This window comes from Flavobacterium anhuiense (assembly GCF_050990855.1).
In the GTDB taxonomy this organism is placed as follows: Bacteria; Bacteroidota; Bacteroidia; order Flavobacteriales; family Flavobacteriaceae; genus Flavobacterium; species Flavobacterium anhuiense_C.
Genome location: NZ_CP158861.1, coordinates 2,103,867 through 2,127,765 on the forward strand (window position 1 = coordinate 2,103,867; position 23,899 = coordinate 2,127,765).

Annotated in this window: 14 protein-coding genes and 1 tRNA gene; 4 read left to right on the plus strand and 11 right to left on the minus strand. The window is 34.4% G+C overall.

Annotated features, from left to right (window positions below):
- Positions 1-56: 56 nt before the first annotated feature.
- Positions 57-4,907 carry a RecQ family ATP-dependent DNA helicase gene (locus tag ABTV69_RS09510; protein ID WP_433835773.1) on the minus strand — a complete coding sequence of 1,617 codons (4,851 nt, stop codon included), beginning with the start codon at positions 4,905-4,907 and terminating at the stop codon, positions 57-59.
- Positions 4,908-5,245: 338 nt separating this feature from the next.
- Positions 5,246-5,318: transfer RNA gene (locus ABTV69_RS09515), tRNA-Met, on the minus strand.
- 115 nt (positions 5,319-5,433) lie between these two features.
- Here ABTV69_RS09515 and era point away from each other — a divergent pair.
- The 3 genes from era (at position 5,434) to ABTV69_RS09530 (ending at position 10,763) form a co-directional block, all read left to right on the plus strand.
- A complete protein-coding gene (gene era / locus ABTV69_RS09520) occupies positions 5,434-6,315 on the plus strand; it encodes a GTPase Era (protein ID WP_144215214.1) in 882 nt (293 codons plus the stop codon).
- A 229-nt stretch (positions 6,316-6,544) separates the two neighbouring features.
- Positions 6,545-7,858, plus strand: a complete 1,314-nt coding sequence (gene der, locus ABTV69_RS09525) for a ribosome biogenesis GTPase Der (RefSeq protein ID WP_433835776.1) — start codon at positions 6,545-6,547, stop codon at positions 7,856-7,858.
- Between the two features lie 157 nt (positions 7,859-8,015).
- Positions 8,016-10,763 (plus strand): outer membrane beta-barrel protein, encoded by a 2,748-nt coding sequence (locus tag ABTV69_RS09530; RefSeq protein ID WP_433835778.1) that lies wholly within the window; start codon positions 8,016-8,018, stop codon positions 10,761-10,763.
- 319 nt (positions 10,764-11,082) lie between these two features.
- On the opposite strand, the gene ABTV69_RS09535 is transcribed toward ABTV69_RS09530, so the two are convergent.
- From ABTV69_RS09535 to ABTV69_RS09570, 8 genes are all read right to left on the minus strand, one after another.
- Complete coding sequence (locus ABTV69_RS09535) at positions 11,083-11,823, minus strand: DUF2490 domain-containing protein (protein WP_433835780.1); 741 nt, start codon at positions 11,821-11,823, stop codon at positions 11,083-11,085.
- A 151-nt stretch (positions 11,824-11,974) separates the two neighbouring features.
- A complete protein-coding gene (locus ABTV69_RS09540) occupies positions 11,975-14,521 on the minus strand; it encodes a TonB-dependent receptor (protein WP_433835782.1) in 2,547 nt (848 codons plus the stop codon).
- A 250-nt stretch (positions 14,522-14,771) separates the two neighbouring features.
- Positions 14,772-15,185 carry an RrF2 family transcriptional regulator gene (locus ABTV69_RS09545; protein WP_008467009.1) on the minus strand — a complete coding sequence of 138 codons (414 nt, stop codon included), beginning with the start codon at positions 15,183-15,185 and terminating at the stop codon, positions 14,772-14,774.
- 93 nt (positions 15,186-15,278) lie between these two features.
- Positions 15,279-16,115 (minus strand): TPM domain-containing protein, encoded by an 837-nt coding sequence (locus ABTV69_RS09550; RefSeq protein ID WP_433835784.1) that lies wholly within the window; start codon positions 16,113-16,115, stop codon positions 15,279-15,281.
- Positions 16,116-16,118: 3 nt separating this feature from the next.
- Complete coding sequence (locus ABTV69_RS09555) at positions 16,119-16,556, minus strand: TPM domain-containing protein (protein ID WP_433835786.1); 438 nt, start codon at positions 16,554-16,556, stop codon at positions 16,119-16,121.
- A 47-nt stretch (positions 16,557-16,603) separates the two neighbouring features.
- Complete coding sequence (locus ABTV69_RS09560) at positions 16,604-17,188, minus strand: LemA family protein (RefSeq protein WP_095928713.1); 585 nt, start codon at positions 17,186-17,188, stop codon at positions 16,604-16,606.
- A gap of 34 nt (positions 17,189-17,222) precedes the next feature.
- Complete coding sequence (locus ABTV69_RS09565; protein ID WP_012023968.1) at positions 17,223-17,555, minus strand: MerR family transcriptional regulator; 333 nt, start codon at positions 17,553-17,555, stop codon at positions 17,223-17,225.
- A 47-nt stretch (positions 17,556-17,602) separates the two neighbouring features.
- Positions 17,603-18,580 carry a peptidoglycan DD-metalloendopeptidase family protein gene (locus ABTV69_RS09570; RefSeq protein WP_433835788.1) on the minus strand — a complete coding sequence of 326 codons (978 nt, stop codon included), beginning with the start codon at positions 18,578-18,580 and terminating at the stop codon, positions 17,603-17,605.
- Positions 18,581-18,860: 280 nt separating this feature from the next.
- Between ABTV69_RS09570 and alaS the strand changes: the two genes are divergently transcribed.
- A complete protein-coding gene (gene alaS, locus ABTV69_RS09575; protein WP_433835790.1) occupies positions 18,861-21,491 on the plus strand; it encodes an alanine--tRNA ligase in 2,631 nt (876 codons plus the stop codon).
- Between the two features lie 388 nt (positions 21,492-21,879).
- On the opposite strand, the gene ABTV69_RS09580 is transcribed toward alaS, so the two are convergent.
- Entirely contained in the window at positions 21,880-23,625 is a 1,746-nt protein-coding gene (locus tag ABTV69_RS09580) for an ABC transporter ATP-binding protein (protein WP_433835793.1), read from the minus strand.
- Positions 23,626-23,899 lie beyond the last annotated feature (274 nt).

The window sequence follows — 23,899 nt, forward strand, 5'->3', positions numbered from 1 at the left end:
AATTTTTCAATTGACAGAAACAGGAATTTGAACTTAAAGTTTCAAATATTAGCTTTTTACTTTAGCTCAATAATTTCAAAATAAAGTTCAGGTAAAATAATTTTGATGTCCTGTGAAGTTTCTTCCTTAAACCAATGTAATATGAAATTCACATTTACACTTCTGAGCTGATAGTTTTTTGATTTCATTATCTCAATTTTTTCAATGAATTGCTTTGAGAATTTTAAGACAGATTGTCCGTTAGAATTTAAGCATTCATTCCCATCAATATGCAGTCTGTCTCCACATTTGAGTTGAGAAATTAAAGGCTGTCTGTTAATGAAGTAATCTAGCCAAATATCTTTGAAAGTGGCATGGATTGCAATTTTATCAGGTGCAGAATACATTTCTATATCAGTTATTTGTTCGAGATTTTCAGCGGTCAAATGATTCAGATAGTCTGCATTTAGATGAATATTTAAATTGCTTTTTGCTCTGGTCATTGCTACATACAATTGACGCTTAGCTTCGTCTGTGTCCATATTAAATTTCTCAAGGAGAAGAAATACATTGTCAAACTCTTTTCCTTTTGCTTTATGAACGGTTGAAACAAAAATGGTTTCGCCATTTTCACTATAAAAATCCTCCAGTTTAGATTCTCGAATTAAAACTTCTAAATCAGATTTGTACTTTCTCGTAGGATTAGTAGTTTCAAAATCTTTGATAATGTTGAGGCAGATTTCCAACTTATTGCTATTACAAAAAGTATTATTAAGCTCTTTTTTGGCATTATTCCAGACTTCATCACTAATTGTATAAATATCAACTCCACAATCTACTTTATTTAAAAAGAAGCGAACTTCTACAAGATTGTATAAATTAAAGCCATCATTAGATTGTATTAATTTTGCTTTTATGCCATTCATTAAAAGTAATCCTGTAACTTTTACAGCCTCTTCGTTAGTTTTTGTAATTATGCAAGTAGTTCCAGAGAGTTCTGCATTTTCAATATTTTTTACGAGAGGAGTAATTAGATTGCAGTTTTTATAATTGATAACTTTGATTTTTCCATTATCTGTTTGATTAGCAATAATGGGCGTTTCTTTTAGGCGGTGCTGTATTTGTTTGAGAAATTGGTTAGAGAAGGTGACGAGATTACTTTTACTGCGATAGTTTTCGACTAATTCGTATTTTATAGCTTTGTTTTCATAAATAAACTGCTCTAGATATTTAGAACTGGCTCCTCTAAATTCGTAAATGTTTTGGTCGTCATCTCCTACAGCAATAACTCTCATTTCTTCATTCTGATGCATCAATGCATTTATTAGCGCAAACTCATCTGCATTCATATCTTGGGCTTCGTCAATTACCAAAACGGTCTTAGTAATTTTATTCGCTTCGACATCGCCATTTTTGATTCTTTCAACCGTCAGGTTTAAAATATCTGTCGATTTTTCTAAAGAGCCAACTTTGCCCAAAAGGTCAAAACAGTACGAATGGAATGTTTTAATTTCAATAAAGTTTGCGGCATTGCCAATCAGTTGTAATAAACGCTTTTTGAATTCTATAACCGCAGCTCTAGAAAATGTCAGCATCAATAATTGTTCATGCTTAACATCTTCCATTAATAATAGTGAAGCCAATTTATGTACTAAAACCTTTGTTTTGCCACTGCCTGGGCCCGCGGCTACAACTATGTGTTGTGTTTCGTTGTCTTTTATAATTTTTAGTTGGGATGGAGAAAGTTCTCCGAATAACTGTTGGAATTTTCGAGGGGTAATATTTCTTCTAATTTCGTTCTGTCTGTCGCTGCCTTTAAAATATTTGTTTAAAAAGGAGTTATAATTGAGCTGAAAATAATCTTCTACAAACTGAAGAGCGTTCCTATAATCATCAATCATTCTTTCGGCATATTCGCCAACAATATGGATTTGCTGGATTTTACTTTCGTAAAATTGGTTAAGCTTTTGATAATCGTCTTTCGTATATCGTTTTTTATTATCTTGTTCAGTTCGCTCGATGGTTAAAGCATTATAAACAACCAGAAAACCGCCTTCAATCTTTATTGCTTCAATTCGAGAAAGATAGAATAAAGTGTCTTCAATATCGTAGAAAGTTATCTCTTTTTTGAAAAAGTTGAGACTATTATCATAAGCAGTCTTTAATTCGTGAACTGAGAACTCTACCAAAATTTCATCTTTCTCTGTCTGCACTTTTGCCTGCTCAGTAATTGTTTTGTTATAAAAAAAATCAACAATAAATTTTGCAAGTTCGTGTCGTATTTCAAGCTTATCTATTAATTGCTTTTTGCTTTGCAGACAGAGCACAGCAATATGATTCTTAAAATGATCTAAATTTTTTCCTTTAATCCAGTTTTTAATAGACCAAAAGTTAATTATCGTTTTTAGTTTATTTATGCTTACTCCTTCATAGCCTTTTTTTTCAGCAAACTCGTTTAGTTCTTTCAAATGAAAAATACTTTCTTCTTCTTTTAATACTGAGAGTAGAAAGTTTTCAATTTTGCTGTATGAATCTACAATGGCAAGAGAGCGGTTTTTATTGTCTGTATTTTTTATAAATGCAGTCAAGTCTTTGGCATCGGCCAAAATATTTTCTTCTCTTAATAAGTTTACAATGTTTATAACCTCTTCTCTTACAATGCCTAAATGATCACTAATATAGTCTACTCTTGATTCTGGAGTTTCATTGTTGTTCTCTTTTCTACTTTTACTAGAAAAAAGTTTTTTTATAATGCGTACACCTTGTTCTTTCTGCTTTTCTTCAAATTTTTTAGAAGAGTTTATTTTATCAATAGCTTCCTGAGCATTTTTAGATAAAATGCTGCTGGCAAAAATTCTTGGCATATTCTGCCCACGTTTTAAATATCCAGCATCTTCTAAAGCTGCTATTGCGGTAGTTACGCGTGTTTCTATTTCTGCAACATTATCGTCCCAACCCGCCTTTCGGGCAATTTCTAATGCAGAATTAGATACTTTCGATCGGAATCTTGTAATATCTTTTATTGCTTTCCATATCTGCTGAATTTCTTTTATGGATAACTTAGTCTGATTAAGTAAGATAAAGTGCTTGCTGAGGTCCTCCTCGTTAAACAATACAAAACAATCAGCCGAAATATTTTCATCTCTGCCTGCGCGTCCAGCTTCCTGAACATAGTTTTCAAGTGAATCTGATATTTCATAATGAATAACTAGGCCTACATCTTTCTTGTCTACGCCCATACCAAATGCAGAAGTGGCGACCATAATTTGTGTGTCACCGTTTAAAAAAAGATTCTGGTTTTCAGTCTTTTCCTTTTTATCCATTTTGCCATGATATGGTTTGGCATTAAAACCGTCTTTTAATAGTTGTTCGGCAAGTTTATAAGCTCTGAGGGTTCTAGATACATAGATAATTGTCGGACAATTTTTTTCCTCAATTAAATCTCTGACGGCGAGATATTTTTCGTCTTCATTTTGCTTTTTGAAAACTTTGTAATTAAGGTTGGTTCTTGATGCTTTTGAAGTAAAAATTTCGAGATCCAACGAAAGTTTCTCACGAAAATAATCTCTAATATCTTCGATTACTTTTTGTTTGGCTGTTGCTGTAAAGCAAGATACAGGTATGCTGTCTTCAAGATTTTTCTTTTCCTGAATTAATCTTATAAAATCGCCAATATACAGATAATCGACCCTAAAGTCCTGACCCCAAGATGAAAAGCAATGCGCTTCATCAATTACAAAGCGAGCTGTTTTTCTGCCTAAAATGAGCTTTTCGATAGTTTTTGAACGCAGTGATTCGGGCGAAATGTATAGGATGGAAGCAGAGCCATCTTCAATCCTTTCAATAGATTTGGCTCTTTCAATTGGATCTAATAATCCGTTGATTGTTACAGCTTCGGTTATTCCGTTTTTTTCAAGATTGTCAACTTGATCTTTCATTAACGATTGAAGAGGAGAAATTATAATCGTTAATGCTTTAGAGTTTTCTGCACTCATAAGTGCTGGAACTTGAAATGTAATTGACTTTCCACCACCAGTTGGAAAAACAGCCAATACCGATTTATTTTTTACAGCAGCTTTGACAGCTTTCTCCTGAAGCGGTTCGCCACCATAAGTTCGATACGAATCAAAACCAAAAAACTTTTTTAAACCTTTGTGAATGTTTAAGGCATTATTACAATAATTACAGCCGGTCAAACAAGGCTTGCTTCGTAATAGCAGCATTATTCGCTCGACCTCGGGATAATTTTTTAACACCCAAGGAGGTGTGATTGAATGAACCTTTTTATGGAGAATAAATGAATGTATCAAAGAAATGCAATACGCCAATTCAATAGGGTTCTCAGATATTAGTTTGGTTAAATTTGATTGCTCGCAAATTTCGCCTTGAAACTTTAATCTGATTTTAGATTCTACATTCGAGCTTCTATTTTGATAATTGACAAATCGGAAAAAAGCTCCAAATTCTTTTGTACGATTTAAAAGCAGATATAAAATTTCTTTTAGAGTTTCGTCAGTTTGCCAAAAAGTGGCAACTTCACTATTAAATAAATCTTGTGCTTTAATTGAATCGTTTAAAGGATTGTTTAGTTCCTCTGTCTGAAGTTTGTCGTCTTTTACTAGTGAATGGTAAGGTTTTGTTGGGAATAATAATGGAGATAAATGTAATGTGTCAATGATATTCGAAGGGTTAATTCCTGCATCATGAATTGTTTTGCCAATATATTTAATGTCGTGATTTAAAATATTATGGCCACAGATATATTCGCTACCTTTTAAGAATTCGGTAAAATATCCTAAAGAAGCATCGTGAAAATGATTGCCGTCTTCTTTAATTGCACCTATATCAAGGATTTTACCTTTCACCGATTCGATTTCGGTATCTATAAATGTAATTAACCGATTATTATTTTGTTTGTTTACCAGCATTAAACTTAACTAAGATTATGGTTTGGTTTTTCTACGGGGATTTATATATGCAAATAATTAAAGGCGAGGATGATAGTTAGCTAATTTAGCATTTAATTTCTAAATTGAGAGCACTTTTAAAAATTAAGACTTTTTATGTTAAATAAAATAGCTGGAATAGAATGTCAATGAAGGTTTGTTAAACAAAAAAAAGCTCCAGATTTCTCTGAAGCTTTTCTCTTAGTAGTTCGCCGCAGCGAAGACTCGAACCTGTGTCCGCCGTGGCGGATATGAGCCTGAAGAGCTGTTAAAATTTAGAATAAAAAAAAGCTCCAGATTTCTCTGAAGCTTTTTACTTGTAGCGGGAACAGGACTCGAACCTGTGACCTTCGGGTTATGAGCCCGACGAGCTGCCTACTGCTCTATCCCGCGATGTTCGGGTGCAAAGATACGCCGATTTTTGAGAATTCCAATGAAAATTTTAAAAAATCTTTTATTTTCCGTATTCGGTTGATATGACTACCTTTGCAAATTAAATATTATGCAAATGTCACATAAAGCAGGTTTTGTAAACATCATCGGGAATCCAAATGTTGGAAAATCAACATTAATGAATGCATTCGTTGGAGAACGATTGTCGATCATTACATCAAAAGCACAAACTACACGTCATAGAATTTTAGGAATCGTAAACGGAGAAGACTTTCAATTGGTTTTGTCTGATACTCCTGGAATTATAAAACCGGCATACGAAATGCAGGAATCGATGATGAACTTTGTAAAATCGGCTTTTGAAGATGCTGATATTTTAATTTACATGGTCGAAATAGGCGAGCAGGACCTTAAAGACGAAGATTTTTTTAAGAAAATCATTCATGCTAAGATTCCGGTTTTATTACTTTTAAATAAAATTGACAATTCCAACCAAGAGCAATTAGAACAACAAGTTTCTTTCTGGAAAGAAAAAGTGCCAAATGCAGAGATTTTCCCAATTTCGGCTTTGCAGAATTTCAACGTTCCCGAAGTTTTTGGAAGAATTATCGAATTATTACCAGAATCTCCGGCTTATTATCCTAAAGATCAATTAACAGATAAACCAGAGCGTTTCTTTGTAAACGAAACGATTCGCGAGAAAATCTTATTGAATTACAGCAAAGAGATTCCGTATGCGGTTGAAATCGTGACAGAAGAATTTCATGAAGATGAAAATATTATCAGAATCCGTTCGGTAATTATGGTAGAGCGCGATACGCAAAAAGGAATCATCATCGGACATAAAGGTGCTGCTCTTAAAAAAGTTGGAACAGATGCTCGTGCTGATTTAGAGAAATTCTTCGGAAAACAAATTCATATTGAACTTTACGTAAAAGTGAACAAAAACTGGAGAAGCAACGCTAATATGTTGAAGAGATTCGGATATAATCAGTAGTCTTAATTGTTTCAAGTTTCAGGTTTCAAGTTGAATACAGAGCTTAAAAACTTGAAACTTTGAACATGAAACAAAATAAAAACTTAGGTATTTAGAATCTTAGCGACTTAGTCACTTTTTTAACTACCTTTGCAAAAAATTAAAACAAAGCATTTTGGATTACAGGTTATTAGCATTTTAGGAAACTAAAAATCTAAAATCTGAAATTTAAAATCTAAAATTCAAAAAAATGAGTAATAACATTGTTGCGATAGTAGGAAGACCTAACGTAGGGAAATCGACCCTGTTTAATAGGCTGATACAAAGAAGAGAAGCTATTGTAGATTCAGTATCTGGGGTTACCCGTGATAGAAACTATGGTAAAAGCGAGTGGAACGGAAAAGAGTTTTCTGTCATTGATACAGGTGGATACGTTCGAGGGTCTGATGACGTTTTCGAAGGTGAAATTCGTAAACAGGTAGAACTTGCTATCGACGAAGCCGATGTTATTATTTTTGTGGTTGATGTAGAAGAAGGAATTACGCCAATGGACGAAACCGTTGCAAAATTGCTTCGTAAAGTAACAAAACCAGTTTTATTGGCTGTAAACAAGGTTGATAACGCAATGCGCGAAAAAGACGCAGTGGAGTTTTACAATCTTGGTTTAGGCGAATACTACACTTTTGCAAGTATTTCTGGAAGCGGAACAGGAGATTTGTTGGATGCTTTAATTGAAGCTTTCCCAGTAAAACCAGAACCAGTTACACCAGAAGTTGTTTTGCCTCGTTTTGCTGTAGTTGGTCGTCCTAATGCTGGAAAATCAAGTTTCATCAATGCATTAATTGGGCAGGATCGTTTTATGGTAACCGATATTGCTGGAACAACTCGTGATGCAATTGATACGAAATTCGATCGTTTTGGTTTTGAATTCAATTTAGTTGATACTGCGGGAATTCGCCGTAAAGCAAAAGTAAAAGAAGATTTAGAGTTTTATTCTGTAATGCGTTCTGTTAGAGCAATTGAGCATGCAGATATTTGTATATTGGTTATCGATGCAACTCGCGGATTTGAAGGTCAAGACCAAAGTATTTTCTGGTTGGCTGAGAAAAACCGTAAAGGTGTTGTTATTTTGGTAAACAAATGGGACTTGGTAGAAAAAGATACGATGTCTACTCGTGATTACGAAGAGAAAATCAAAAAAGAATTGATGCCTTTTACAGATGTGCCAATTTTATTTGTTTCTGCTTTAACAAAACAGCGTTTATTGAAAGCATTAGAAACGACAGTTCAAGTTTTCGAGAATAGACAACAAAGAATTTCAACTTCAAAATTCAATGAATATATGTTGAAAGTAATTGAAGGTTACCCGCCACCAGCGACGAAAGGAAAATATGTAAAAATTAAATATTGCATGCAATTGCCAACAGCAACGCCGCAATTTGTATTTTTTGCTAATTTGCCTCAATATGTTAAAGAGCCTTATAAGCGATTCCTTGAGAATAAAATTAGAGAGAAATGGGATTTTGCAGGAGTTCCAATCGATATTTATATAAGAGAAAAATAAAAAAAGAATCCCCTCGAATAGGGGATTTTTTTATGTTCGGTGTCTATGATAATTATAAGATCAATTTTTTATTGGCACTATATTTGAATAAATGTAAAAAATACAATTAAACCTTTTGTGTTTTTTTAAGTCTTACCAATCTAACTAACCCAATTTTATGACCAAGATTTATTCATTTCTATTGTTTTTAGCTTTTGTTTATTCAGCAAATGCCCAGAACAATGTTGTTATTAAAGGAACTGTAGTAGATATAAACTCGCAGCTTCCGCTAGAACTCGCTACCGTTTATTTTACAGCTGTAAAAGATTCTACCATTATCGAATATGCTACTACAGATAAAAATGGAAACTTTATTATCAATACAAAAAAGTATGATAAACCAGTTTTCTTAAAAGTAAATTATACGGGATATCAAGCGTATTACGAAGAACAAAAAGGACTGACGGAAAGTAAAGACTTCGGTAAGCTGTATATGCTTGAAAACGCAAATGTCTTAAATGAAGTGGTAATTAAAAGCGAAGCGCCGCCCATTACCATAAAAAAAGATACTTTAGAATTTAATGCAGGCTCGTACAAAGTGCGTCCAGATGCAAATGTGGAGACTTTACTGAAACAGTTACCAGGATTTGATGTAGATAATACAGGGAAAATTACGGTAAATGGACGAGAAGTCAATCAGGTTTTAGTCAACGGAAAAGCATTTTTTGACAAAGATGGGGCGATTGCCATCAAAAATCTTCCAGCAGATATTATTAAAAAAGTTCAGGTTTCTGATTTTAAAACCAAAAAGGAAGAACTTTCTAAGCAGGAATCCACTTCAGATTATTCGAGTATTAATATTACCATTGACGAAAAGAAAAACAAAGGATATTTTGGAAAAGTTCTTGGCGGATATGGTTCAGACGAACGCTACGAAAGCAGTTTGATGATGAACTTCTTTAAAAATAAACAAAAAATTAGCGTTTTAGCTTCCTCCAATAATATCAACTCAACTGGGTTTTCTATGGATGAAGTTTTTGATAATATGGGAGGTGGACGTAATGCAAAAGGCAATCAAGGCGCAAGCAGTGGCGGAAAAGGAATTACGCAGTCTACTTTGGCTGGTATTAATTATTCTGATGATTGGTCAAAGGATTTGGAGTTTATGAGCAGTTACAACTTTACGAATGCGGTGACTAAAAACGAAAGCAAATCGAATCAGCTTAGCTTGTTGCCGACAGGAAATATTTTGACAGAAGCAGACGCTAAAACCAGAAATGAAAACACTGGAAATAAAGTCAATTTTGAGCTAGAATATAAAATCGATCCTACGATGCAGATCGTTTTTGCTCCAAAACTGAATCTGTCAGAATCAAACAACAGCTCTTCGTCGTCGTCTTTCTCTGAAAATGAAAATGGCGAAGCATTGAATGAAAGTACGGCAACATCGAATACTGAAAGTTCGAATACGAGTTTTGCCAACAGCATTAATTTCAATAAAACTTTCGAAAAGAAATCTCGAAATTTAAGTGTGGTTTTTAATAACAATAACACTAAAAATGATTCGAATGCTATCAATATTTCTGAGACAATTTTCTATCAGGATGCAAAACCAAATGATGAAAGAAATCAGAACGCGAAAAATACTTCGAAAAGTGATGCTTATTCGCTTGATTTAGAATATACAGAACCAATTACAGATTCCCTTCGTGTTCGTTTTGGAACCGATTTCGACTGGCAAAGTTCGATGAACGATCAAAAGACATACAATTTTGATGATGCTTCGCAGGACTATTCAGATTTAAACTTATCGTTAACGAATTATACAACATCAAAACAAAATTCGATAGCGCCAAAAGTGGGTATCTCTTGGCAAAAAAGCAAGTTTAGTCTTAATATCAATTCAAGAACGTCAATTGTAGAGTTTGATAACCATTCGTTTTATTTAAATCAAGCAACTGATTTGAATAAAAGATATATGCTTCCATACGGAACGGCTCAGCTTCGCTATAAATTTAACCGTTCTAAAAATTTGACGTTTAAATACGATTATTCTAATACGCTTCCGTCGGCAACACAATTAATGCCGGTTGCCGATTTGAATAATCCGTTGAATAGTGTTATTGGTAACCCGAACTTAAACCCTATCGAAAAAAATACTGCTGGTATCGATTTTAAAAATTTTGATTTTAGAACACGTTCTGGCTACAGTTTATTTCTTAGAGGAGATTACTATAACAATGATATCGTTTCGACTTCTATTTATGATGAAAGTGGAAAAAGAAATACAACTTACGTAAATATTTCAGGAACTTATTCGGCTTCAGTTGGAGGAAACTGGAATCAGCAGATTAAAAAAGATGCGCACACGCTTCGATATGGCCTTCGTTTAAGCGGTAATTACAATTTTGATAAAGGGTTTACAAACGCAGTTATGTATAATGCCAAATCTGTCGTAATTACACCAAGCGTTTATGCTTCTTACGATTATGGAGAAGTACTTTCGATTGCGCCTTCTTACAGCTTATCTTATAACGAAACGCGATACGAGAATTATTCTAGAGACGCTACTTCAAACGTGATTCATAGAATTAATATGCAAACCACTTCGTATTGGCCAGCCAATTTAATCTTCGGAAATGATTTTGGATATACGTATAATTCGAATATTTCAGACGATTTCAAAAAGGACTTTTTTCTTTGGAACACAAGTTTGTCTTACGGATTCTTGGATAAAAAATTATACGCAAAAGTAAAAGTATATGACGTTTTAAATCAGAACCAAAGCGCAACAAGAACTATATCGCCAACATCTATTCGTGATGAAGAAAACACAGTTTTAAAACGATATGTAATGTTTTCTCTAGCTTATAAAATTGGAAATTTTGCTGAAAGCAAAAAAGGAAGAAAGCAAAGAGGAGCGTAGATTTTTTTTAGGTGCTAAGGTGCTAAGGTGCTGAGGGACTAAGTTTTTTTAGTAGTAAAGAGACAAAGGAAGAAAGTCTTTAAAAAAATGGCAAATCAATTTTGATTTGCCATTTTTTTAAAGAATCTTAGAATCTTAGAATCTTAGAATCTTAGAATCTTAGAATCTTAGAATCTTAGAATCTTAGAATCTTAGAATCTTAGAATCTTAGAATCTTAGAATCTTAGAATCTTAGAATCTTAGAATCTTAGAATCTTAGAATCTTAGAATCTTAGAATCTTAGAATCTTAGAATCTTAGAATCTTAGAATCTTAGAATCTTAGAACTTCCGATTAATCTTGTGGTAAACTGTAAGTCGAATAATATCACGATCGTAAAAATCTACACCGCTGGCACGTCTTTGAAAGTTCTTTAAATAGCCCAATTCCACACCAATATTTGGATTGAAATGATAACGTAACGCAACATAAAAACGGTTTTGGTCGAAAGTATTTCTGCGATTGTCTTTTCCGAAATTGAATAAAATTTCGTCAGAGATAGTTCCTTTTATGCTTCTGCCTTCTTTTTCCCAAAGCGTAAACATGGATTGCAAACGGTATCGAAATCTAAAAGCATAAGAGAATTCGTCTAGCAGTTCTGTTTTGTTTGCTTTTTGAATAAAGCGTTCTTCCAGCTGAAAACGATTATGAAAAGTGATTTTGGCAATATCATTAATCAAAGTCACATCTTGCTGGCCTCGATATTCGGGAACAGAATAATCAGGATCAACATTTGGATTTTGAGTATTCACACTGAAAAAAGCAAATCCAGCGCCTAAATCGACCATTTTGTTGGCTCTGTATCGGGCCTGTGATCTAATGACAAAAAGATTTTCATGAACAGGATTTACAAAACTTCGATTGTCAAATTCAGAATGCAGTGCCCATTTCTCAGATAATGGCAAGATATTGTAATATCGAATCCAAGTCAGAGTTTGTTGGTCGATATTTCTTTGATTTTGCCCTGCAATTAGCTGGCTAATAAAGAGTAAAGCAAAAATAAATTTAAGAGTTCTGTTCAATTGTTATAAATTCAGGCTGCGAATTTATACAAATGATCTCATTCCTAGATTATTTTAAAATCTGTTTTATGCTTTTTTTTGTGAAAATAAAAAACGAGATGCATTTTTAAATACATCTCGTTTTAATGCTAAAACTAACTAACCTAACCGCTTACAGAGAATACTTAAATGTAACTCCGTAAGTTCTTTGATCACCAATAACCCCAGCGTATTGTCCTGAGTTACCACCTGCAGGCAATAATTGCTCGTAGTAATCTTTATTGAAAAGGTTTCTTCCCCAAATGTGAATAGATAATCCTTGAGAAGCACGGAAACCTAAACGAGCGTTGAAGATGGCATAACCTTGAACTACTAAATATTTTGAAGCCGAAGGGCTTGAAGAAAATTCAGAACGAGCATATCCGTCAGCTGCGAAGAAGATTTTTCCAGCATTACCAAAGAATCTTGCATTATCTGATAGTTCACCACCAAGAGAACCTGCCCATCTTGATGCACCCGGCAATTCTGTTCCAGAAACATCTTTGAAGGCAACCGGCGCTCCAGTTTCTTCTAACGGAAGTGGTGCATTTGTAAATTTCACATATTTACCATCTGTATACGTTGCAGCACCATTAATTGTTACGTGCGAATTAATTACAAAACTTGCATCCAATTCAGCACCTCTTACACGCACTTTATCTGCATTGGCAAGATAGCCGCGGTTTACGCCCAATTCAGCTGCCTGAACATTTGTTTGGAAATCTTTGATGTCTGTATTAAAGAACGTTAAGTTGAAGATTGAGTTTTTAAACGGAGATGTTTTTACTCCAACTTCATAATGGTATACTTTTTCTGGCTTAACCACTGCAAGATCAGTCATTGGTTGCCCTGCTGCATTTGTTGGAAGTCCTGCTACGTTAACTCCAACTGGTTTGTAGCTTTTAGCAGCTGTTGCATAAATATTGATTTTGTCTGATGCTTTGTATGTAAGCGTTATGTTTCCAGAGAAGTCTGTATTATCTGTATTCGAATCAAATGCTTGATCTGAGTAAACCGATTTTTTCAAAGCCAGTAAGGCAGGATCTGTTGTTTGAAGACCACCATATGTTTTACGAGAATAACTAGCGTCTTTTTTATCAAAATTATATCTCAAACCTGGCAAAATGTGGAATCGCTCTGTAACTGACCAATCCAATTGTCCAAATACTGCCGCACTCGAAGCTCTAATTCTTGCATCAGTATGAATTCCGTAACCTTCAAAAAGACCAGGCGTTTTCCATAACGGGCTTGTTGTACTTTGAGAGAATCTCCATTGTGCATTTCCAGATTCTTCAGTTCCATCAGTCTGAGAAGTTTGGTCAATAAAGAATACGCCACCAACACCGCTAATCTTTGAAGTTATTTGTCCAGCATAACGAACTTCTTGTGTAATTTGTGTTTGTCTTGTAGGGTTTTGAGATTTGGCTAAAACCTGTAATCCTGTAAAATCTCTATCATTTGAAGGGTCCCAGTTCCAGAAACGCCATGCAGTTGTAGAAGTAAGCGTTCCACCTCCAATTTTGGTGTCAATGTTAAGAGAAACTCCTCCTAAATCTTGTCCAGAACGCCAAGGTGTGTCATGATCTATCTTACGGTCAAAAGCATTTAAACTTGGCAATTGATAGTTTAAATCGGCAATAATAGCATCAAACTGACGGTATGCAGCCCTTTGAGTAGGGGCAACACCAGCAACAACCTGTGCATATCCGTCAGGACGCTGTGTTGTAAGATCTCCCGCAAAAGTAATATTTGTATTTTCTGTAGGAGTCCATAATAATTGTCCTCTAAAACCTTGGTTATTCAAAGTATTGGTTGCTCTTCCTGTTGCAACGTTATCGATTAAACCATCGCGTTGTGTTCCTGAGAAAGAGATTCGTCCTGCTACTTTTTTTCCTAATGCGCCAGTGATAGATGCTTTAGCTTGTAAAAAAGCATAATTTCCATAACTAAGCTCAAAATCGGCACCGGTTGTAAAACTTGGTTTGCGAGACGTAATATTAAAAGCTCCAGAAGTAGTGTTTTTTCCAAATAAAGAACCTTGTGGCCCACGTAATACTTCAATTTGCTCTACATCTATAAAATCTAAAGTTGTCGCTGCAGGACGTGCATAATAAACACCGTCAACATAGAAACCAACTCCAGGATCGATACCATCATTTGTAAGTCCGAAAGGCGAACCTAAACTTCTAATGTTGATTCCAGTATTTCTTGGATTAGAAGAATACAGTTGAACAGAAGGAACCAATTCTTTAATTCTGTTTACGTTAAACGCTCCTGCTGCCTCAGCTTGTTTTCCTGTCACAACAGAAACAGCAATTGGCACGTCTTGTACTTTTTCGATTCTTCTTCTTGAAGAAACCACAACTTCAACAAGTTTGTTTTCTTCACGTAACGTAATCAATAGAGGCGAAGCTGGGATAGCTGTAATTTCAAGTTCGGCAGTGTTATAGCCTATGTATTGAACTAAAAGTGTAATCGGTAATTTTCCTTGAGATTCTATCGAAAATCTTCCTTCAGAATCTGTTATTGTACTAAAAGTTGTTCCCTTAATTACCACATTAGCTGCTTCTAAAGGAGTATTTTGATCTGTTGTAACAACCCCTTCTATTTTTTGTGCGAATGAGATTGAGAACGTTAAAACTGCAAGTATTGTAAATATATTTTTTATAGATGTTTTCATTTTTATATTAAGTATATATGATTAGTAGAATTTAAAATTAAATTTTTTTTACCAACACATACACATCATAAATGAAGCAGTATTCACAGTTGTGAATTTATAATTATAGTTTTTTTGCAAAAGATTTTTTCCACCTGATTTACTAGAATGTACTTTCATGAGTTAAAATTTTGTAAATGATTAGTTAATTATTTTTGGCAAATATATATAATTAATTCTATCGATTTACTAGACTTTATAAAATATTTTTTTATTTCTTCACTAATGAAGCGATTGTAATGCCTTCCATAGCCTTCAAAGTTTTGTCTCTAATAAGCATTAAACCGTGACGCAGACTGCATTCAGACTCGGTTTTGCAATCAGAGCATGGCTCGTAAAAATTTAGAGAAGCACATGGCAAAAGTGCAATTGCACCGTCAAATAATCGGTGAATTTCTGCCAAAGTAATGTCATTTTTAGACTTTATCAGATAATATCCGCCAAATTTTCCTTGCTTACTGCTTACAAAACGACCGCGTTTTAGATCTAACAAAATCTGTTCTAGGAACTTTTTAGGAATATTTGCCCCTTCAGCAATTTCCACTGTTCTAGAAATGTGATTTTCGTCTTGTTCTGCTAAATAAAGTAAGGCCTTAAGGGCGTATTTTGCTTTATGTGATAACATCTATATTAAATTGTAAAATGTAAATGTATGATATTTTACTATTGAAACCTAAAACTTGAAACGTGAAACCAAGAAAACTTTAAACAAAATGTTTTACCAGCCTCCGCTAGATCCTCCGCCAGAGAAACCTCCGCCGCCAAATCCACCGCCGAAGCCTCCGCCTCCGCCGAAACCGCCGCCAGATGATCCGCCTCCGAAACCTCCAAATCCGCCGCTGCTTCTTCCAAGATTACTTAGAATAATGGCATCCAGTAGGCTAGGACCACCACCGCCATTATTGCCAGAATTTCCTCCACCGCCTCTTTTGTTTCGAGAAAGCAGAATTAGAATAATTACAACAATTACAATGAAGGGCAAGAAAGGAAAGTCCTGTCCTTTATTGGTTGTTTTGCGTTCGCCTTTAAATTTTCCTTTAAAAACATCAATTATAGCATCAGTTCCTTTATCAAGACCGTTGTAAAAGCTTCCAGCTTTAAATTCTGGTATAATAATATTTCTGATGATTGTTCCGCCAATACCTGCCGTTAAACGATCTTCAAGACCGTAACCAGGATTGATGGCAATTTTCCTCTCATTTTTAGCCAAAAGAATGACAACTCCATTATCATCTTTTTCGGTTCCTCCAATTCCCCAAGTCTGTCCCCATTTTGTAGCTAACTGACTTACATCTTCACCTTTTAAACTTTCGATCGTTATAATAACAATTTGAGTAGTAGTAGAATCAGAATAGCGAATTAGTTTTTCTTCTAATTGTGCTTTTTCTGTTGAGCTTAAAATATTAGCGTAATCGTAAACAGAAGTCTGAAAACTTGGTTTTGGCGGAATCTCAAATTGCGCAAAAATAGCATTGCTGATAAATAATGCGATAAACAAAAAAGTAATCTGAAAAATTCTATTGGAATTTGGGATTTGAATTTTGGAATTTTTCATTATTTATCCTTTTGAGATTTCGTTAGATAGTTCGTTTACATCATCTTCCTGAGAAGGAAAATACTTTTTAAGCTGTTCTCCGGCATTCAAAATACCGTCAACAATTCCTTGTTTAAAATTTCCAGCTTTAAAATGATTGGTCATAATGTCTTTGGTACAATCCCAAAAATCGTTGGCTACCAAATCATTAATTCCTTTGTCTCCACAAATCACGAAGTTTTTGTCTTCAACTGCAAAATACAGCAATACGCCATTTTTGAGTTTAGTTTCATCCATTCGTAATTCATGAAAAACTTCTAAAGCCCGATCAAAATGGACTTTAGAAGTTGTTTTTTCTATATGTACTCTAATTTCACCAGAAGTATTATTCTCAGCCATACGAATAGCTTCAACAATTTCTTGTTCTTCTTCTTTGGTTAAAAAGTCTTCTACTTGTGACATCTGATTAATTTTAGAGTTTAGATTGCTGATTTTAGATTTGAAGCCTATTAGAATTTTACTTCAACAGGTTTGTCTGCTCCAGTAGAAGCTTCAAAATATGGTTTTTCTTTGTATTCGCTCAAGAACCAGTTGTTAGGAATCTTTAAAACATATCCGTTGTAAACTTGTACAGCTTCGTTAAAACGAGTTCTAGCAGTTAAAATTTGGTTTTCAGTACTTGCCAATTCGTCTTGTAATTTCAAGAAATTCTCGTTTGCTTTTAAAGTTGGATATTGCTCAACAGAAACCAACAATCTCGATAAAGAAGAAGATACTCCGCTTTGAGCTTGGTTAAAAGCTGCCAATTGTTCTGGTGTGACATTGCTAGGATCAATAGTTACAGAAGTCGCTTTTGCACGAGCTTCGATTACAGCAGTTAAAGTTCCTTTTTCAAAATCTGCAGCACCTTTTACAGTGTTTACTAAATTCCCAATAAGATCATTACGTCTTTGGTAAGCCGTTTGAACATTTCCCCATTCTTTATTTACAGCTTGGCTATGTTGCAAAGCAGTATTTTTAATACCAATCGACCAAAATGCGATAATAGCAATAAGTGCTACAATAATTCCTACAGGGATTAACCACTTTTTCATATTTGTTTTGATTTAAGTTTATTTCAATTTTTAATTACAATTCATTTTTAATGTCGTTCAATTGCGTTTTTATCGACTCTAATTTACGTATTATTTCGAATTTATCTAACGTTTTCTTCTGACCCTCTTTTAAGTGTGTTTTGGCACCTTCAAGCGTAAATCCCCTTTCTTTTACTAAGTGATAAATCAGTTGAAGGTTGGTAATGTCTTCTGGTGTGAACATCCTATTTCCTTTGGCATTTTTTTTAGGTTTTAGAATGTCAAATTCGCTGTCCCAAAATCGTATCAAAGAAGCATTGACATTAAAAGCTTTGGCAACTTCGCCAATACTGTAATATCTTTTGTCTTTAGAAAGTTCAATATGCATGGTTCGTTTTTTTCTATTTTATTTCAAAAATAGTATTTTTTGTACTATTAATCTAATGATTGGTTTTCTTGGTTGGCCATTTGTGAAATCGCCACATATTCTACAGCTGAAATATTTCCATAATAGAAATTCAACGGATTGACCACTTTTCCGTCTTTATGAACTTCATAATGACAATGTGGACCTTCAGATCGGCCTGTACTTCCGACAAATCCAATAACATCGCCGCGTTTTACGTGCTGTCCTGGACGGCAGTTGTATTTGCTTAAATGCGCGTACAAACTTTGATATCCAAAACCGTGCCTGATGACAATATGATTTCCATAACCCGAAGCGGTATTGTCAGCTCTTTCGATAACGCCATCTCCTGTTGCATAAATTGGAGCGCCTGTATTGGCGGTGAAATCCATTCCGTTATGCATTTTTCGCACTTTCGTGAAAGGGTCAATTCGATATCCAAAGCCTGACGCGACACGTTTTAAATTTTCATTTCGAACTGGCTGAATGGCAGGAATTGCTAATAATAAATTTTCTTTGGCTCCAGCCAATTTCAAAATCTCATCTAATGACTTAGATTGAATTGCCAATTCTTTTGAGAGTTTATCAATTCTTTTTGTGGTGTTTAAAACCAATTGCGAATTGTTATATCCTTCTAAAAGTTTGTATCGGTCAGAATTTTTAAAGCCAGCTTTTCTGATAGAATCTGGAATTTCAGCTTTATTAAAATAAACGCGATAAATATTATTGTCACGTTCTTCGAGTGCATCTGCGGTCTCATCAATTTCGTCCAGCTTTTTGTTTAAAATGGCATATTGCAGTTTTAAATTTTCAATTTCTCGGGCTTGTAAACGATCTTTTGGAGTTTCGAAATAAGGAGTGTTGATTAAAAGCACAAAAACTAAAAAGCCAAATAGTGCAGAAGCCAATAAAAACAGGAATGCGTAACCAATTTTTATTCTTTTTCTGGTTTTTATTTTTGTATAAGCCAGATTTTCTGGGTCGTAATAATATTTTACTTTCGCCATATTTTAAAATACGCTATTTTTGCAGCTTGTAAAACAACTTAGACGAAGAATATTAAGAAATGTTTCAGTCGTTTGGGGTGTTTTTACAAGAACAAAATAATTTGATAATTTGGGGAGAATTACTTAAATTATATAATGCGCAAAATAGCGAATTTATTGTTGTAAAGCATAAGTTTTTAACTTTCAATTTTAAAATTCAAGCATCATTTAAATAAGTAAATTATCTAATTGCCTAATTATCAAATTGCCACATTTAACAGACACATTTTCTAATTAAAATATGAAATCACAAGACGTACGTAAACAATTTTTAGATTTTTTTGAGAGTAAAGGACATACTATTGTTCCATCAGCTCCTATTGTCCTTAAAGACGACCCAACCCTTATGTTCAATAACTCGGGAATGGCCCAGTTTAAAGAATTTTTCTTAGGGAACGGAACTCCAAAAAGTCCAAGAATAGCCGATACGCAAAAATGTCTTCGTGTTTCAGGAAAACATAATGATCTTGAGGAGGTTGGTATTGATACCTACCACCACACAATGTTTGAAATGCTTGGAAACTGGTCTTTTGGCGATTACTTCAAAAAAGAAGCAATCAACTGGGCTTGGGAATTATTGACAGAAGTTTATAAAATTCCAAAAGAGAATCTTTATGTTTCTGTTTTTGAAGGAAGTAAAGAAGATAATGTTCCGTTTGATCAAGAAGCTTGGGATATCTGGAAAACATTAATCGACGAAGACCGAATTATTTTAGGAAATAAAAAAGATAATTTCTGGGAAATGGGAGATCAAGGACCATGCGGACCTTGTTCTGAAATTCACGTTGATTTACGTTCTGAAGAAGAAAAAGCTTTGGTTTCAGGAAAAAGTTTAGTGAATAATGATCACCCTCAAGTTGTTGAAATCTGGAATAATGTATTCATGGAATTCAACCGTAAGGCGGATGGTTCTCTAGAAAAACTTCCTGCACAGCACGTGGATACCGGAATGGGATTTGAGCGTTTGTGTATGGCATTGCAAGGAAAAACATCTAATTATGATACAGATGTTTTCATGCCATTAATTAGAGAAATCGAAACGATTACTGGAGCAAAATATACTGTAAAAGCATCAAACGAAGCTGAAGAAAAAGTAAACATCGCTATTCGTGTTGTAGCAGACCACGTTCGTGCGGTAGCTTTTGCTATTGCTGATGGTCAGTTGCCTTCTAACACTGGAGCTGGTTATGTAATTCGTAGAATTTTACGTCGTGCTATTCGTTACGGATTTACTTTCTTAGGTACAAAAGAACCATTTATTTTTAAATTGGTTGAAACACTAAGCGAGCAAATGGGGGATTCTTTCCCAGAAATTAGAACGCAAAAAGCACTTGCTTCGAATGTAATTCGCGAAGAAGAGAATTCTTTCCTTAAAACATTAGATCAAGGATTGATTCTTTTGGATGCTGTAATTTTAAATAATGCTGGTGACACAATCGATGGTAAAAAAGCTTTCGAATTGTATGATACATACGGATTCCCAATCGATTTAACCGCTTTGATCCTTTCAGAAAAAGGATTGAAATTGGATGAAAAAGGCTTCCAAGAACAACTGCAATTGCAAAAAGAAAGATCTCGTGCAGCTTCTAAAGTAACGGCTGGAGATTGGCACGTAATTGTTGAAGATGATGTTCAGGAATTTGTTGGTTATGACAGATTGTCTCAACAAGTTAAGATTACAAAATACCGTAGAGTTGAAAGCGCAAAAGATGGAGAGATTTTCCAATTGGTTTTCAATGCAACTCCATTTTACGGAGAAAGCGGAGGGCAAACTGGAGATAAAGGATATTTGGAAGCGCAAAACGGAGATATTATTTATATCATCGACACTAAAAAAGAAAACAACCAAACGATACATTTGGCAAAATCATTGCCAGAGAATCTTACTGGAACTTTCAATGCTGTTGTAGATGCGATTCAGAGAGCTAAAACTTCGTCAAACCACTCGGCTACACACTTGTTGCACCAAGGTTTGCGTAAGATCTTAGGAACGCATATTGAGCAAAAAGGTTCGATGGTAAGAAATGCTTCATTGCGTTTTGACTTTTCTCATTTTGCTAAAGTTACAGATGAGGAATTATTAGAAGTGGAGAACTTTGTAAATGCAAGAATTCGTGAGAGTTTGCCATTAATCGAAAAAAGAGCAATTCCGAAAGATCAAGCTCTTGAAGATGGTGCAATTGCATTATTTGGAGAAAAATATGGCGATTTAGTTCGTACCATTAAATTCGGAGATTCTGTCGAATTATGTGGAGGAACGCACGTTGCTAATACATCTGATATCTGGCACTTTAAAATTATTTCTGAAGGAGCTGTTGCAGCTGGAATCAGAAGAATTGAAGCGATTACAAGTGAAGCAGCAAAAGAATATTTTGAGTCTCAAGCAATTTCTTTTGGAGAAATCAAAGAAGTGCTTAAAAATGCTCCAGATCCTGTAAAAGCGATCCAGGCATTGCAAGACGAAAATGCTCAATTGAAAAAACAATTAGAAGCTCTATTGAAAGATAAAGCTAAAAATATGAAAGCTGATTTGGCTAAAGAATTGCAAGAAATCAACGGAGTTCGTTTCTTGGCTAAACAAGTAGATTTAAATCCAGAAGGAGCAAAAGATTTGGCTTACGAGTTGGGTAATGCTTACAACGATTTATTTGTTGTTTTGGCTACAGCACACGAAGGTAAACCAATGTTAACATGTTATGTTTCTAAAGAAATTGTAGCAAGCAAAAACTTAAACGCTGGACAAGTTGTTCGCGAATTAGGTAAATACATCCAAGGTGGAGGAGGAGGACAGCCTTTCTTCGCAACTGCAGGAGGTAAAAATGTTGACGGAATTGGTGAGGCTTTAGCTAAAGCGATCGAGTTTGTGAAATAAAAAGATTCTAAGATTCTGAGTTACTGAGAATCTAAGTTTTTTATAATTCAAAAATAAACCCGACAGGTTTTAAAAATTTGTCGGGTTTTTGTTTTTTTCTCTCATTTTATGTCATTTCGACTGAAAGGAGAAATCGCACTAGAAACTCCGCAAAGAAAATCGCCAATCTTTGGAGCTTCTGGCGGAGATTTCTCCTTCGTCGAAATGACAAATAGTGCGTTTATTTGATTAAAATATAAAAAGTACGTTTCTAAAAAGTTAACCCGACAGGTTTTAAAAACCTGTCGGGTTAATATTTTACTTTCAGGATTAATCAGTTTAATCTTTTAATCGGTCGCAAAAAAAAATTTAGCAACTTAGAACCTTAGCATCTTAGTAGCTTGAAAATTTATTTACGTTCCCCAATTTGCTGACGCCACATTGCATAGTACAATCCTTTCTCGACAATCAAATCCTCATGTTTACCTTGTTCGATGATTTTTCCTTGTTCCAGAACAAATATTTTATCAGCATGCATTACAGTTGATAAACGGTGCGCAATTAAAACGGTAATTCTGTTTTTATCAGAGATATTTCGAATTGTATCGTTGATTTCTTCTTCGGTAATCGAATCCAAAGCAGAAGTTGCTTCGTCAAAAATCAATAAATTCGGATTTCTTAAAATTGCTCTGGCGATAGACAAACGCTGTTTCTCACCACCAGACACTTTGATTCCGCCTTCTCCGATTGTGGTGTTTAAACCGTCTTCTGCACGTCTCAGAAGTTTATCGCAACTTGCACGTTTTAAAGCGTCGTATAAATCCTCATCCGTTGCATTTGGCTTAACGAATAGTAAGTTTTCGCGAATGGTTCCAGAGAATAATTGAGCATCTTGAGTGACAAAACCAAGTTGTTTTCTTAAGTCTAATAAATCAACATCTGTAGAATCTATGTCGTTATATAAAACATGTCCTTCTTCAGGTGTATATAATCCAACCAATAGTTTAACCAAAGTTGTTTTTCCAGATCCAGACGGACCAACAAAAGCAACGGTTTGCCCTTGTTTGATTTCGAAATTGATGTTTTCAACCGCCTTAAATTTGGCTGTTTTGTGCTGAAAACTAACATTTTCGAAAAGTAATTTCTGAATCGCACCAATATGTTTAGGCGTTTTTGGACGAAATTCTTTTGGAGCATTTAATAAGTTTTTGAAATTCTCCATTGAAACTTTCGTTTCATTTAAAGCAATAATGAAGTTTCCTAATTCCTGTAAAGGTCCAAAAATAAAGAACGTGAAAAATACCATTGTCAATAAATCACCAACTATGATTTTTCCTCCGAAAAGGAAATAATAAAGCGCAAAAACAACACAAGTTCTCAAAAAGTGAACAGTGGTTCCTTGAATAAAACTTAAACTTCTAATAAAACGGATTTTCTCTAGTTCTAACTGAAGAATTTTAAAAGTATTTAAGTTCAAACGTTTTTCTTCTTGATACGTTAAACCAAGACTTTTTACCAACTCGATATTTCGTAAACTTTCTGTTGTAGAACCCGCAAGAGCATTCGTCTGATTTACAATCTTTCTAGAAACGATCTTAATCTTTTTACCCAAATACAAACTCACCAAAGCGATAATCGGCGCTGTAATTAAAAAGATAATGGAAATTCTAAAATCGATTCTCGCCACATAAACGATTACGAAAATGAATCCGATAATAGTTTGAAAGATTAGTGAAATAGAAAGTGTAATCAGTTTTTCAGAATCAATTCTAACTTTTGTCAGTTTGCTCAACGTTTCTCCGCTTCGCTGATCTTCAAATTCTGCATATGGAAGATCAAGGGATTTCTTAATTCCGTCCGTATACATTTGAGCACCAGTGCGCTGAATGACCACATTGGTGAAATAATCCTGAAAGTTTTTGGTGATTCTGGAAATCATTGCGGCGCCAAGTGAAAGCCCGAGCCAGAAAGACAATGATTTGATAAATCCGATTTCGTTTCCTTTATATTTTGCCAAACCAACCCCGCAATCCTGCATCAATTTTCCGGTAATTACTGAGTCTGACAAGCTGAAACAAATGTTGATAGTAGCCATAATCAAAGCAAAAAATAAGAGCATTTTATGTTTGACAATGTAAGTATATAATAATTTCATATAAGATTTTAAAAAAATGGAAGATGCAAAAGTAAGGAAATGTTTTAGTTTGTGTAGTTGGTTTTTGTTATTAAAAATGTAATTTTTTTTTATCCTAAATTAAACATTGCTATAATGGTTTTAATTTTTAGGAAATAAAATTTGAAATAAAATTGAGTAGCAATCAATGTATAAAACCTTTACTGCAATTTAGTAAATAGAAATAAAGGTAAGAAATTATTGCTAATTATATACTTTTAGTATATTTTTGGCCAACCCAACTTAACCTTAATTA

Coding starts and splice junctions, on each gene's coding strand:
- ABTV69_RS09510 (WP_433835773.1), bottom strand. CDS start 4,907: ATGCTGGTAAACAAACAAAATAATAATCGGTTAATTACATTTATAGAT.
- era (WP_144215214.1), top strand. CDS start 5,434: ATGTCACATAAAGCAGGTTTTGTAAACATCATCGGGAATCCAAATGTT.
- der (WP_433835776.1), top strand. CDS start 6,545: ATGAGTAATAACATTGTTGCGATAGTAGGAAGACCTAACGTAGGGAAA.
- ABTV69_RS09530 (WP_433835778.1), top strand. CDS start 8,016: ATGACCAAGATTTATTCATTTCTATTGTTTTTAGCTTTTGTTTATTCA.
- ABTV69_RS09540 (WP_433835782.1), bottom strand. CDS start 14,521: ATGAAAACATCTATAAAAAATATATTTACAATACTTGCAGTTTTAACG.
- ABTV69_RS09545 (WP_008467009.1), bottom strand. CDS start 15,185: ATGTTATCACATAAAGCAAAATACGCCCTTAAGGCCTTACTTTATTTA.
- ABTV69_RS09550 (WP_433835784.1), bottom strand. CDS start 16,115: ATGAAAAATTCCAAAATTCAAATCCCAAATTCCAATAGAATTTTTCAG.
- ABTV69_RS09555 (WP_433835786.1), bottom strand. CDS start 16,556: ATGTCACAAGTAGAAGACTTTTTAACCAAAGAAGAAGAACAAGAAATT.
- ABTV69_RS09560 (WP_095928713.1), bottom strand. CDS start 17,188: ATGAAAAAGTGGTTAATCCCTGTAGGAATTATTGTAGCACTTATTGCT.
- ABTV69_RS09565 (WP_012023968.1), bottom strand. CDS start 17,555: ATGCATATTGAACTTTCTAAAGACAAAAGATATTACAGTATTGGCGAA.
- ABTV69_RS09570 (WP_433835788.1), bottom strand. CDS start 18,580: ATGGCGAAAGTAAAATATTATTACGACCCAGAAAATCTGGCTTATACA.
- alaS (WP_433835790.1), top strand. CDS start 18,861: ATGAAATCACAAGACGTACGTAAACAATTTTTAGATTTTTTTGAGAGT.
- ABTV69_RS09580 (WP_433835793.1), bottom strand. CDS start 23,625: ATGAAATTATTATATACTTACATTGTCAAACATAAAATGCTCTTATTT.